The organism is Bacillus sp. GW823-FHT06A10 (assembly GCF_058795375.1).
In genome coordinates this window covers 2,665,197-2,678,044 of sequence record NZ_JBXAHT010000001.1, presented here as the reverse complement: position 1 = coordinate 2,678,044, position 12,848 = coordinate 2,665,197, and the positions used below count along the sequence as shown (strand labels likewise).

General features: G+C 34.0%; 13 protein-coding genes. 9 read left to right on the top strand and 4 right to left on the bottom strand.

Translation table 11 applies throughout. From position 1 onward, the window contains the following. Positions 1-59 precede the first annotated feature (59 nt). Positions 60-563: a GNAT family N-acetyltransferase gene (locus tag AC1Q8M_RS13670; protein ID WP_016512486.1), complete on the bottom strand. Its 504-nt coding sequence runs from the start codon at positions 561-563 to the stop codon at positions 60-62. 253 nt (positions 564-816) lie between these two features. Here AC1Q8M_RS13670 and AC1Q8M_RS13665 point away from each other — a divergent pair, with 253 nt between their 5' ends. From AC1Q8M_RS13665 to AC1Q8M_RS13640, 6 genes are all read left to right on the top strand, one after another. Continuing rightward, positions 817-1,215: a DUF2871 family protein gene (locus AC1Q8M_RS13665; protein WP_016512487.1), complete on the top strand. Its 399-nt coding sequence runs from the start codon at positions 817-819 to the stop codon at positions 1,213-1,215. A 126-nt stretch (positions 1,216-1,341) separates the two neighbouring features. Next, positions 1,342-2,733: an FAD-binding oxidoreductase gene (locus AC1Q8M_RS13660; RefSeq protein WP_097924137.1), complete on the top strand. Its 1,392-nt coding sequence runs from the start codon at positions 1,342-1,344 to the stop codon at positions 2,731-2,733. Positions 2,734-2,737: 4 nt separating this feature from the next. Continuing rightward, positions 2,738-3,706 carry a bile acid:sodium symporter family protein gene (locus AC1Q8M_RS13655; RefSeq protein ID WP_098855461.1) on the top strand — a complete coding sequence of 323 codons (969 nt, stop codon included), beginning with the start codon at positions 2,738-2,740 and terminating at the stop codon, positions 3,704-3,706. A gap of 12 nt (positions 3,707-3,718) precedes the next feature. After that, on the top strand, positions 3,719-4,066 hold the full coding sequence (locus tag AC1Q8M_RS13650) for a DUF4260 domain-containing protein (RefSeq protein ID WP_072939279.1): 348 nt from the start codon (positions 3,719-3,721) through the stop codon (positions 4,064-4,066). 155 nt (positions 4,067-4,221) lie between these two features. After that, positions 4,222-5,316: a response regulator aspartate phosphatase gene (locus AC1Q8M_RS13645; protein WP_001025499.1), complete on the top strand. Its 1,095-nt coding sequence runs from the start codon at positions 4,222-4,224 to the stop codon at positions 5,314-5,316. Between the two features lie 54 nt (positions 5,317-5,370). After that, positions 5,371-5,502 carry a hypothetical protein gene (locus AC1Q8M_RS13640; RefSeq protein ID WP_000229164.1) on the top strand — a complete coding sequence of 44 codons (132 nt, stop codon included), beginning with the start codon at positions 5,371-5,373 and terminating at the stop codon, positions 5,500-5,502. A gap of 153 nt (positions 5,503-5,655) precedes the next feature. Here AC1Q8M_RS13640 and AC1Q8M_RS13635 read toward each other — a convergent pair whose 3' ends face one another. The 3 genes from AC1Q8M_RS13635 to AC1Q8M_RS13625 all read right to left on the bottom strand — a co-directional run bounded on the left by AC1Q8M_RS13635 (position 5,656) and on the right by AC1Q8M_RS13625 (position 8,662). Beyond that, positions 5,656-7,122 (bottom strand): protein adenylyltransferase SelO, encoded by a 1,467-nt coding sequence (locus AC1Q8M_RS13635; protein ID WP_098831300.1) that lies wholly within the window; start codon positions 7,120-7,122, stop codon positions 5,656-5,658. Between the two features lie 178 nt (positions 7,123-7,300). Further along, positions 7,301-8,299 (bottom strand): NADP-dependent oxidoreductase, encoded by a 999-nt coding sequence (locus tag AC1Q8M_RS13630; RefSeq protein ID WP_075717383.1) that lies wholly within the window; start codon positions 8,297-8,299, stop codon positions 7,301-7,303. An 18-nt stretch (positions 8,300-8,317) separates the two neighbouring features. Further along, on the bottom strand, positions 8,318-8,662 hold the full coding sequence (locus AC1Q8M_RS13625; RefSeq protein ID WP_000571870.1) for an ArsR/SmtB family transcription factor: 345 nt from the start codon (positions 8,660-8,662) through the stop codon (positions 8,318-8,320). 503 nt (positions 8,663-9,165) lie between these two features. Between AC1Q8M_RS13625 and AC1Q8M_RS13620 the strand changes: the two genes are divergently transcribed. The 3 genes from AC1Q8M_RS13620 (at position 9,166) to AC1Q8M_RS13610 (ending at position 12,825) form a co-directional block, all read left to right on the top strand. Continuing rightward, entirely contained in the window at positions 9,166-10,785 is a 1,620-nt protein-coding gene (locus tag AC1Q8M_RS13620; protein WP_492334154.1) for an FAD-dependent oxidoreductase, read from the top strand. Between the two features lie 244 nt (positions 10,786-11,029). After that, positions 11,030-11,833, top strand: coding sequence for a hypothetical protein (locus AC1Q8M_RS13615; protein ID WP_492334153.1), 804 nt, complete (start codon positions 11,030-11,032; stop codon positions 11,831-11,833). Further along, positions 11,830-12,825 carry a WXG100 family type VII secretion target gene (locus tag AC1Q8M_RS13610; protein WP_098360646.1) on the top strand — a complete coding sequence of 332 codons (996 nt, stop codon included), beginning with the start codon at positions 11,830-11,832 and terminating at the stop codon, positions 12,823-12,825. The genes AC1Q8M_RS13615 and AC1Q8M_RS13610 overlap by 4 nt, the downstream gene beginning before the upstream one ends. The last annotated feature ends 23 nt before the right edge of the window (positions 12,826-12,848 follow it).

Below are 12,848 nucleotides of genomic sequence, written 5' to 3'. Positions count from 1 at the left end.
TAGTATTACAAAATCAATAAAATAGTAAAGAAGGTCGCCATTCACGGCGACCTTCTTTACTATGCGTTATACCCAAATAATTTTAAATCTTCTCCAGACCCTGAAATGATTTTCTCAAAGCGTAATCCTACTTTTTCTAAAAGCTTTCCTGAGGCGATGTTATCTATAGAAGTAATTGCTACAATTCGTTTCATGCCGAGCTTTTGTACACCGTATTCGATTATTGCAGAAGCTGACTCGTAGCCATATCCTTTTGAACGGAATGTTTCTAAAAAGGCAAATCCGATATCAACGTCTTCTAATGAATCTCTTTTAATAAGGCCACACATACCAAGTGGAGTGAGATCTTCTTTTCGTTCTACTAAGTAAAGGCCAAATCCGAGTTTGTTATACATATCGATGGGACCGTTTACAATATAATTTTTTGCATCTTCTAAGTTTCTAACCCCTTTGTCACCGATAAACTGAATCCATGCAGGATCGTTTACTAACTCAAGAATAAAAGAAGCGTCTTTTATATCAAACCAACGAAGATTTAGACGTTCGGTTTCAAGAACTATCAATTATTACACCACCTTTAAAAAGTTATAACAATTAGTATGGATTGTGTAAAACAAAAGTGCAACATATTTTAATGGGGGTGTTTGTTCACATAAAGTTCGTTTGTTTTGTATAGAGAGATATTTTATAATTAGGATTGATTGTAAAGAGTGAGATACTTATACAATGACTCCTAGGTGACTAGGAGTTTTTACTATATAACTATCATTATTACTAAATATGACACACTACACATTCTACTCAAGGAGGTACATAATGAAGAAATTATATAATGCATCGTTTACGTATTTGATTATCGGTTTATTATCAGGGATTTTCGCTAGGGAGTATGGTAAGTATAAAGGGATTTTAGGATCTACTTTGTTAAATCTTTTGCATACACATACACTTGTACTTGGCTTTTTCTTCTTTTTAATTGCTTTAGGATTAGCAAAAGTATTCGCGTTTCATGAAGTGAAAGGGTTTAATAAGTGGTTTGTTTTACATAACATTGCATTAACATTAATGTTAGGTTCGCTAGCAGTGAGAGGGCTTCTTCAGTTAAATGGAGCTGACTTTAAAGGGTTAACTTATATTGTAGGGTTTTCTCATTCGTTGATGGCAGTTACTTTAATTTGGTTTATGTTGTTAATAAAGAAATCGTTTAAAATGTAGTGAAAAAGAACTTGTAGCGTGTGCTGCGGGTTCTTTTTTGTATGTTCAGGTTAAATAATCTTATTTTTCTAATTATTTTGTATAAAGATGGTATACTTGTTTTAAAATTAAAAAGGAGAGTTGATTATGGAAATAACAATTGAACATGTAGTAAATGAATTAAGAGGCATACTTCCTGAAGATCGAGTAGTAATAAATATGACAGTACGAGAGTTACATAGTAAAGATGAATCTTACCACGTTAGTAGTTTACCTGATGTAGTTGTTTTTCCAAAAACGACCGAAGAAGTTAGCACGATAATGAAAATAGCGAGTCAGCACGGAACAGCTGTCGTTCCATTTGGAGTAGGATCCAGTTTAGAGGGACATGTAATTCCTTACGAAAAAGGAATTACAATGGACTTTTCTCTTATGAACAAAATATTTGAAATAAGAGAAAAGGATTTTCTTGTGAGAGTACAGCCAGGGGTGACGCGCTCTCAGCTTAATAAAGAATTGAAAAAGTATGGATTATTTTTTAGTGTAGACCCAGGAGCTGATGCAACGTTAGGAGGAATGGCTGCTACAAATGCGAGCGGAACGACAGCGGTAAAGTATGGTGTAATGCGTGATCAAGTTCGAGATTTAGAAGTCGTTCTTGCTGATGGAGGAGTAATACATACCGGGAATTTAGCGGCGAAGTCATCATCAGGTTATCATTTAAATGGTATTTTCGTAGGATCAGAAGGAACACTTGGATGTTTCACGGAGTTAACTTTAAAAGTATACGGTATACCAGAACATGTTATGGCTGCGAGGGCATCGTTTCCAACTATAAATGATGCAGTAGAAGTTGTAATTAACATATTACAAGCAGGTATTCCAATCGCGAGAATTGAACTCGTTGATGAATTATCTATGAAACAAGTAAATTATTACAATGAAACAAGTTACAGAGAAGAACCGACACTGTTTTTAGAGTTTCACGGCAATGAAGCAGGATTAAAGCAAGATATTGAATTTACGAAAGAAATCGTTCTTGATCATAAATGTATAGAAATTACGTTTGAGACGGAAACAGCAGCGAGAAATAAACTGTGGGATGCAAGACATAACTTAGCGTACTCTTACGTGCATAGTTATCCTGGTAAAAAGCTAATGAGTACAGACGTATGTGTGCCAATTTCGGAATTAGCTGGAGCGATTCAACATGCGAAAGAGGTATTAGATAAAGTAGGGCTTATTGGCGGTATTCTAGGTCATGTTGGAGATGGGAATTTCCATGTACTCTTAATGATTGACACAAATGATAAACAGGAAGTAAAGAAGGCGGACGAAATAAACGAAAGTATCGTTCTGTATGCTCTTAAACGAGGAGGAACGTGTACAGGAGAACATGGCGTTGGAATCGGGAAACGAAAGTATCAAGAAGAAGAACATGGGGCGGCATTATTTGTAATGGAGAAAATAAAGAAAGTTCTTGATCCGCAAAATATTTTGAATCCGAAAAAGGTGTTTCAATTAAAAGATAGGGGCTGAGTGGATGAAAGTACTAGAAGCGATAAGTAATATAGCTGGAAAGTATTTTGCATTTTGGGTTATTTGTATTGCAGCTGTTGCATATTTCATTCCCGCGCCATTTCTCGGGTTAACTAGTTACATAACGATTTTACTTGGGGTTGTCATGTTTGGGATGGGATTAACATTGAAGGCTGTTGATTTCAAAATCATAGCTACAAAACCATTACCAGTTATTATCGGTGTATGTGCTCAGTTTATTATTATGCCACTTGTCGCATACGTACTAGCCTACGTTATGAATCTGCCAGCGGAATTAGCAGCTGGGTTAGTGTTGCTCGGTTCAGTACCGGGTGGCACTGCATCAAATGTTATGGTTTATTTAGCAAAAGGGAACTTAGCGTTGTCTATTGCAATGACTTCAGTATCAACGTTACTAGCACTAATTGCTACACCGCTCATTCTACTATTACTTGCAGGGCAATGGATGCCAGTAAATGCTATGTCCATGTTTCTTTCTATCGTACAAGTCATTATTGTGCCTATTATTTTAGGACTAGTAGTGAAAAAGTTTTTCCCTCATATCGTTAATAAAGGAATGACTGTTATTCCTTTAATATCAGTTGTAGCAATTATCATAATTGTTTCTGCAGTTGTTTCAGCAAATGTAAGTAGCATTACTTCTTCAGGACTTCTTATCTTTATTGCGGTGATGCTCCATAATGCTTTCGGTTTTTTGCTCGGATATATAACTGCGTTCGTACTTGGACTAGACGAAGGGACAAGAAGGGCTATTTCAATAGAAGTAGGAATGCAAAATTCAGGTTTAGGTGTTGCGCTGGCGACAGCACATTTTGGACCGGTTGCTGCACTCCCAAGTGTATTAGCGGCAGTATGGCATAACATTGCAGGGCCAATATTAGCAACCATCTGGTCAAAAAATACAAAGAATACTTTCAGCGATGAAAATGTATCAATAAATATAGAAAAATAGGAATGATAAATAATGCAAAAACGTATTGTACATTTTGAAGGAATGGTTGTATTTTTAGCCATGATTTATATGTATTCGATATATGAGTTTAGTTGGATTATATTTTTTGTATTCCTTTTAGCGCCGGATCTATCAATGTTAGCATATGGGATTAATAATCACGTTGGTGCGAAAATATATAATGTATGTCACACATATATCATATCCATATTAATTGTTCTAATAGGTGTCTATTTTAAGATGGATATCGTTATAATGATTGGCTTAATATGGACAGCACATATTGGAATGGATCGAATGTTTGGATATGGATTGAAATATGAGACGGATTTTAAGGATACTCATATTCAGAGGTTATAAGAAAAAGTATTCATATTTACAGCGGGTCTATTAAAATATTGAACAAAATTCAGTGAATGAATTTCGTTCAATTGTTGAGAAATATATATATAGATAGATATAAATAATCGAATTATGTTATTTTTATGATAATTAAAAGAAGGAGAGTGGATTTGATGAATATACAAATCACTGGCAATGAATTAATTAATAAGATGCTGAATGATTGGTATCGAGATATTAGAGCTCAACGTATAAGTGAAGCAAAAAAATTAAAAGAAGAGATCGATAAAAAGCTTTATATTATCGAATCAGATATAAAGGTTTCATTTCACTATTATCTGTTAGAATTTCGATATAAAGTGCTAATAGATGGTTTAGGTAATTTGAAAAAAGCTTTTGATAAAATAGATGCATTGCCTAAACCAAATGATGAATATTCTAATTATTATTATTATTTATTCAAAGCCATTCATTATACAATTCTTACTAATTATAGTGAAGCTAGCAACTATTTTGAAAAAGCTGAAGGGTTATTAGAGCATATTTCAGATGAAATTGAATATGCAGAGTTTAATTATAGAGTTGCTATATTAAAATACCACTTGCATTACGCATATTCAGCTATTGAATACGCTTCAAAGGCAAGAGATATCTTTGTTAAACAAGCAGGGTATGAAGTGAACATAGCGCTGTGCGAAAATATATTAGGATTATCTTTTTCGGAATTAAAGCAGCATGATAAAGGTGAGGAATATATTGCGTCAGCAATAAACATTTTACAAAAAAATGATGCAGAAATGTTAGTATTAAGAATCAGACATAATTTAGGTTTATTGTATGCGAGTCAAAATCTTTCAGTTTTAGCAATTAGACACTTATCTGAGGTTTCTAAAAAAATGCCTACTCATTATAAGGCAATCTTTTTAGAGGCAAGAGAATATTATAAATTAGGTGAAATAGAAAAAGCGAAGGAATTAATTGAAAGTGGATTGAAGGTTTGTGAGGAATTAAAAAATGATGAATATAGATATCACTTTTTAATTCTAAAGGGATTTTGTCAGCATTTAGAGGTAGAAAAAATAGAAAAAATTATTCTTGAAGGTTTTTCTTACTTTGAAAGAAAAAATTTATCGGAGTATATTCACGAATATACTGAAAGTCTGGCATTAGAGTTTCATAAAGTAGGTAATATAGAAAAAGCAGAAAAGTATTTTTTTATGAGTTATGAAATAAAAAAGAGAATATTTGAAAAAGAAGCATTAAAATAAAGAAAAAACTTGGATTATCTATAATGGGAATAGCAGCTGGAGTTATGGGGTTTTATGGTAGAAGGTCTTTGCAATAAATTAGCTCACAGTGGATATGGTGGAACGTTTATAATTATAAAACCTAATGAAAATCCATATGCTGTCTCTGAAGATACAACGATGCCTGCAAAACAAACCTTCTATTGAACGTGGGTAATTAAACAAGTCACAAATTATAATTTGTGACTTGTTTAAGGTTGGATACTAAATGTGTTGCTTTCAATATTGAAAGCAACTTTTAAGTTTGTGATTAATAGTTAACTTAATAAATTTTGGGTTAAAATAAAAACAAATTTTTAATCAAGTCCCACAAAAAGTACGATAAGGGCGATTCGTCGGTGCAGGCGGAATGCAGTATTCTTCTTGATCTGTAGAATACGCATAAGGATTTGATAAAGCTTCAAGAAGTTTCTCCATTACGCTATAGTCGTCATTTGTAACAGCTGCTTCTAGTGCTTCTTCTACACGGTGGTTCCTCGGGATGATTGATGGGTTATTATTTTTCATCATCTCGTAGGCGTTTTCTTTCGATTCTTCTTGTTTTTCTAATCGAGATTGCCACAGTTTGTACCATTCTTTAAATTCAGGACTATCGAATAGAGGGATATTTTCTAACGTATCAAGAGTTAATGAACGGAATGTATTAGTGTAATCTGCTTTATATTTCTCCATCATTTTTAAAAGTTGCTCAATAAGTGATTGATCTTGTTCTTCGTTGCTAAATAGTCCTAATTTCTTTTTCATTCCAAGGAACCAATTGTTTTCATACTGTACGCTAAATTTCGAAATTTCGTCTTGAGCGATTTTTAGTGCTTCTTCTTCATCTTCGTGCAGAATCGGTATTAAAGATTCTGCTAGTCGTGCGAGATCCCATGCGGCCATATATGGTTGATTTCCATATGCATAACGACCTTGTGTGTCGATAGAGCTAAATACGGTTCCTTGGTCGTAATTGTCCATAAATGCACAAGGACCGTAATCAATTGTTTCGCCACTGATCGTTATATTGTCAGTGTTCATTACGCCGTGAATAAATCCAACAAGTTGCCATTTTGCGATAAGACTGGCTTGTCTTTTAATGACTTCTTGTAGTAATGCAGTATATCGGTTTTTATGAGATTCAATTTCTGGGTAATGCCTTTTTATCGTATAGTCAGCTAGTGATTTCAGGTCCTCTATTGAACCACGAGCTGCAGCATATTGAAATGTACCGACCCGTATATGACTACTAGCGACTCTAGTTAAAATTGCTCCAGGTAATTTTGTTTCACGATAGGTTGGTTCCCCGGTTGTAACAACTGCTAAACTGCGAGTAGTCGGAATATCAAGTGCATACATTGCTTCACTAATAATATATTCACGTAGCATCGGACCGAGTGCAGCACGGCCATCTCCTCGGCGTGAATAGGGAGTAGGGCCAGAACCTTTCAGTTGAATATCGAAACGCTCACCTGAAGGAGTAATTTGTTCGCCAATTAAAAGAGCACGACCGTCGCCTAACATATTAAAATGTCCGAATTGATGACCAGCATATGCTTGAGCTAATGGATGAGCTCCTTCTGGAAGTCCATTGCCAGCGAAAATGGCAATTTCAGCTTCCTTTTTCAGTTCTTCAGGGGTTAAGCCAAGAGATATCGCTAATGAATGGTTTAGTTTAACTAACTCCGGTGAACTTACGGGAGTAGGGGGGATTTCTGTATAAAATGATTGTGGTAAAGTCGTATAACTATTATCTAAATTCCAACCTGTTTCATTATTTTTAGTCATTGTATCTCCTCCTTTTTGTATTTTAAATTATGTATTTGTACGTATATATTCTTTGTAAAGTTAACTAAAAGTATAATATAATATTTCCCCTTGCAATCTATTGTAAGGACTTCATTGCACTATGTCTATTTAACAGTAAATACAAAACTCCATTTTAAAAAAAATGGAGTTTTTATTATTACTTAATTTTTACAATTATCTTTCCTTTTGCTCTTCCAGACTCTGAATATTCCATTGCTTTTTGCGCATCTTCAAAAGGAAAAACTCGATCGATTACAGGTTTGATTTGTCCAGCTTCAATATAGTTTGCAATAGTACGTAATTGATCCCCGCTTGGCTTCATAAATAAAAATGAATATTGAGCATTATGCTTTTTTTCAAGTGCAGTAAGTTTTTTGCTGGCTAATGAAAATAAGAGAGTTTTAAAGAATCCTGAACCAAATTCTTTACCGAAGCGAGCGTTCGGCATGCCTGAAACGGAAACAATGTTTCCTCCGCTTTTTATAATATTGAATGATTTTTCAAGTGTTGCACCGCCGATTGTATCAAATACGGCATCATAATTTTTTAGTATATCTTCAAATTTCTCTGTTTTGTAATTAATAATTTCATCTGCGCCAAGAGACGTTACTAAATTCGCACCAGCTTCACTAGCAGTCGTTGTAACAATGGCACCCATTATTTTTGCTAGCTGAATAGCGAAAGTACCAACACCACCGGATCCAGCGTGAATTAAAATCTTTTGTCCTTTTTGTAATTGCATGATGTCATGTAATGCTTGATATGATGTTAAGCCAACGAGTGGAATCGAAGCAGCTTCCTCAAAATTTAAATTTTTCGGTTTTAAAGCTATATCATCTTCATGAATGGCTATATACTCCGCGAAAGTACCAATCTTATTTTTTCTTGGGCGTGCATATATTTCATCATCGACTTTAAAGTTAGTCACTTTTGCCCCAACCTTTACGATGACACCGGAAAAGTCATTACCAAGGATTAGGGGCATCTCATATTTAAGCAACATCTTCACTTTTCCATCGCGTATTTTAAAATCAATTGGATTAATACTAGCTGCATGAATTTCTGCGAGCACTTCATACTCATTAATTTCAGGAGTAGGTACCTCTGCCATACGCATTGGGACTTTTCCGTACTTATCAATTATCATTGCTTTCATTTCTTATACCTCCAAGTTTTAATAAAAGTTTTGCAATAGCTTCTCAATATCTAATACAAGATTTTTTAATAAACCTAATTTTGTACGTATATCAATATAATAAAAATTCTTTGTACCTTCTTTTCTCATTAAAATAATGCCAGCTTCTCGTAAAATCTTGAGGTGATGTGATACGGCTGGACGGGAAAGGTGTGTTTGCTTCGTGATTTCTCCTACACGTAATCCTGTTTGACATTCCGTTTCCATTAGCACTAATAAAATAGCTTGACGTGTTTCATCACCAATTGCCAATAATACTTTTTGAGAATCAATAAAATCTTTTTTTATAATATTTAATTGTTCTTGTTTATTCATTTCAATCACTTTGCCTCCAGGTAATTAGTCGAAATGTTTAAGATGATGAACCATTACTTCGATACGGTAATGCTACATGATTGTTGTACGAGGTGCAATATTGAGAAAGAAAATCGAGACGAATGAATTTTTTATTGTTGAAAATTATAGGGAGATAGAAAAGGGATTGGAAGGATTACATAACAAAATAGATGAAGTTTAAAAAAATGATGTAACAATAAAATAAGCTGTCGTAACCTTGTATAATCCATAAGGTTACGACAGCTTATAATGTTTGTATTATTTTTGATTTTTACGATAGAACATGGTTCAACGTAAAGTACATTCTTTTGTTTTACACTTTCATACAGACACAATTCAGGTGGATTATAGATGTATGAAAAGGTAAAAGGAATTTTGGGGCGTAATCTATCTATATGATAATTCAAAATGAAATATAAGTCTATATTTTAATGTTTTTTTGATTATATTTATGTCACTGAGCTCAGAACAATGATGTGGAGGGGAAATATATGAAATCGAATTATGTACCAGTTTTAATTGTTGGAGGGGGATTATCTGGGTTAGCGTCTGCGTTATTTCTTGCAAAACATAACATTGAGTACTTACTTATTGAAAGGCATCCGTCTACTGCCATTCATCCGAAAGCAGGCGGTCTTACTTTACGTACAATGGAGTTATTTCGAGAATTAGGCTTGGAAAAAAGAATTAAATTGGCAGGTAAAGCATTAGAGAACTGCCGAGGAAGAATAGCAGTTCATACAATAGCTGAGGCGAATAAAGAAGAATTGGAACAAATGAGAGCGACGCAATACGGAAACGATGAAGAGTTACTTCAAAAAATAGAAAAGATTAGTCCATCAAAACAAACTGCTTGTTATCAAATTATTTTAGAAGAGATGATGTTACAAGAAGCGAAAACATTAGGCGGGCAACTATCTTTTTATCATGAATTAGTTTCATTTGAACAAAATGAAAACGGGGTAAAAGCAACGATTCGAAATCGTGAAACAGAAAAAGAAAGTGTCATACATTGTGACTATGTAATTGCATCAGATGGAGCGAAAAGTAAAATACGTGAGCAGTTAGGGATTAAAACTGAGGGGCGTGGAACCATTGGTGGCTATTATATGAATATTTATTTTGAAGCAGACTTAAGTGAGTTTATACAAGGAGATGCATTTGGTTTTTCTATGGTACTTCATCCGGAAGTTCTTGGTGCGCTTATTCCAGTTGATAACGAAAGAAGATGGATTTACCATGTATCCTACAATCCATTAAAAGGAGAACGACCAGAGGATTTCACTATAGAACGTTGTAAACAAATCATTCAAACCGCAATTGGAAGCACAAATGTTGAGCCGGAAATAGTAAGTGTTTTACCGTGGAAAGCGGCTGAAAGTACTGCTACAAAATTTCAAGAAAATCGTATTTTTTTAGTTGGTGATTCCGCACATATTATGCCGCCAACAGGAGGGTTTGGTTCCAATACAGGAATACAAGATGCACACAATCTAGCCTGGAAATTAGCGGCTGTTATAAAAGGGAAGGCAAAACCAAAACTGTTAGAAACATATCGTGAAGAGAGATATCCTGTTGCAAAATTAACGACGGAGTATGCGAGTAGTTTGTTGTTCCGTGCTGCAAATAGAGAGGAAGGCAGTTTGAATAATATGGATGGTTTAGCTGTAACTGTCGGGTATCAGTATTGTTCAGAAGCAATACTAGATGAATCAGCCACTCCACATAGAATGGATATCGTAGATTTGAATGGAAGACCTGGAACACGAGCACCTCACTTTTGGGGGATGTATAAAGGGAAAGAAGTTTCTATATTAGACTTATTTGGTAACCATTTTGTATTACTTACTGGAGTAGACAATAGTTCTTGGGCTGAAGCTGTATATGATGTTTCATCTAAATTAGGGATAAATATTAAAGTGTATCGAGTTGGGTTAAGCGGAGATTTTATTGCTCAAGAAAATGTTTTTTGTGAATTATATGGGATAGAGAATGAAGGAGTTGTACTAATTAGACCAGATGGCTTTATTGGATGGCGTTCAGAAAAAGCAGTGGTAAATCCAGATGTAATGCTGGAGGAGGTAATGAGTAATTTATTATGTGATTTTTAAGTAACTAAGGAAGTATTGTCTTTTATAGGACGATACTTCTATTTTTTTGGCTTAAAAAATAAAGATTGTGTAGTGAAGAGACATTATTATTATAAAGATATATGCAAATTAATTCTCTTTCTTTTTTTGTTATTAGAATTTTTTTAGTTTTTAGTTTTAAGTGTTGACTATTACTAGATTGAACCATTTTTTTATTGTATTATATTTCTTAGGGATTACATATTACGCTAGGGAGTGGGACTGTTTGACTATTGAACCTCTTATTTTATCAAATAAAGAAGTATATGTATTAACTGGTATGTTTGACCGTGAAACTATGATTGGAATTGAGAACCCCTTTGAAAATTGGTCAGATGAAGAAATAGACAAAGAATTAGATGTAATGCACGAGCATTGGACAAACGAAGAACTACTCATAATAAAAGAAGATGAAACATTATGTAACAAACAACTTTTAGAATATTTCCGCATTTGTTTAACTACAGGATTTGTTATTGAAGTACAGATAGGTAAAAACAGCGCTTTAGAAAAAAAATTTTTCTATTTTAGTGAAAAAAAAGTTATACAAAATGTAATAACAGATGCTAACGGTGATAAACAATGTACATTTAAAGAATGCGGGACACCAGAGGTAGCTTGGCAATATATATATCAAGCATTACAGCCTAAAAATACTTTCTCTTGTCCAAATTATACATTTAAAATCCCTTCTTCTGCATATAAGGAAACTATTTTAAATCAATCAAACAAGCAATTAGTAGATTACTTGAAACTTTACTTAGATGATGAAGCTTCCTTAGAGTTAGCAAACATTATACATAATCGTGAAGAGTTAAATACTGTTCAAGTTCATTATTATATAAAAGACTCATGGTCTACAGACTGTATTCATTTTTTATATAGTCAAAATCAATATTGGCTAATCCAAAAAGTTTTAGATAATGAGCAAACACAAACGAATTTTATTTGTCTTGACACCTTTACAATTGCTGAAGAGATAAAGAAAATGGTACTTTATCTTAAATCATTAGGCGGTGAAACAAGGTGAGTGGCGAAATTAAGGTTACTCCTGACCATTTAAGGAAATTGTCTTCTAATATAGAACAAACAGCTCATGAGCTGTTTGAAACATATCAACGTATCAATCAGCAGTTATTTGATATTCCATTCCAGGTATCTGGAAGAGATGCTGTGTTGAATCAATCCCAATACGCAGGCTCAGTGTTAGCTACTATAACGACAGTTTTAAAAGAACAAAGTGATGCATTAAGAAAAATTGCTGATCGTTTTGAGAAGGCTGATCAACAAGAAGTTTCATTTGGGGAAGAAGCAATTGATATTAATTGGTTTGCACCGATGGGTGGCGATATTGATGATTGGAAAGATAACCCTACGGGATCTTTATTTACTTTACTTGGTACTGTAACTGAAGGTGCAGCTGCTTACAAGTTGGCAGCTTTACATAATAAAGGTTTGCGTGTAACACCCTACAAAAATAACAAAGGAAAAGAAATGGTAAGATTTCAAAATCGCACCGTACTAAAGGATAAAAATGGACTTAATGTGATAAGGCGTACAAAATTACCTTTAGCCGAAGTAAAGCAAATAGACGATGTAAAAAGACATGTTTTATCACCAAAAGAATTTCTTAAAGATTCATTGAAATTAAAAACAAATGCTTTAGGCTATGCAGCTGTAGGATGGGATGTAATTAATGATACAAAGGAAAATATTGAAAATAAAGCGTCAAAAACTAAGATAGCTGGTGATATTATTGGTGATGCAGCAATTGGGGTTGGTACAACTGCTGTAAGTGCCTTTGCGGGAGCCAAGCTAGGTGCAGCTGTTGGAACTGTTTTTGGCGGTCCAATCGGAACTGTTGCTGGAGCTTGTATTGGCTTTGGTGTTTCTATAGGAGCTAGTATAATAACAGATGGAATTAAGTTTAACAAAGGTGATTGGAATCATGATGGTAAACAGGATTCAATAAAAGATAGAGTTAAATCTGGAATCGGAGCAACTTTAGATAAAATTTTTTAGTTTTTAGGAGAGTAATATGGAAA